Origin of the sequence: Bacillus sp. SIMBA_154 (assembly GCF_046536015.1) — a bacterium.
Lineage (GTDB): Bacteria > Bacillota > Bacilli > Bacillales > Bacillaceae > Bacillus > Bacillus pumilus_P.
The window spans coordinates 1-275 of sequence record NZ_JAWJBV010000235.1 but is presented as its reverse complement, the minus strand read 5'-3'; the positions used below and the strand labels follow the sequence as shown (position 1 = coordinate 275).

The 275-nt window shown below is 53.8% G+C and carries 1 protein-coding gene; it reads left to right on the top strand.

Translation table 11 applies throughout. From position 1 onward, the window contains the following. Nucleotides 1-140: phage tail protein (locus tag R0K30_RS21860; RefSeq protein WP_289690515.1), on the top strand; the 140-nt coding region annotated here is incomplete at its 5' end. Nucleotides 141-275: the final 135 nt, after the last annotated feature.

Genomic DNA, 275 nt, shown 5'->3' with positions numbered 1-275 from the left:
AGCACGGGGGCTGGAAATCCTTTCTGTGGACGCCGCCTTATGAGTGGCGGCAGATAAAGGTGACCTGCGCAAAATGGTCGTCGCGGGTCAGTATGCTGCGTGTTGAGTTCAGCGCAGAGTTTGAACAGGTGGTGAACTGATGCAGGATATCCGGCAGGAAACACTGAATGAATGCACCCGTGCGGAGCAGTCGGCCAGCGTGGTGCTCTGGGAAATCGACCTGACAGAGGTCGGTGGAGAACGTTATTTTTTCTGTAATGAGCAGAACGAAAAAG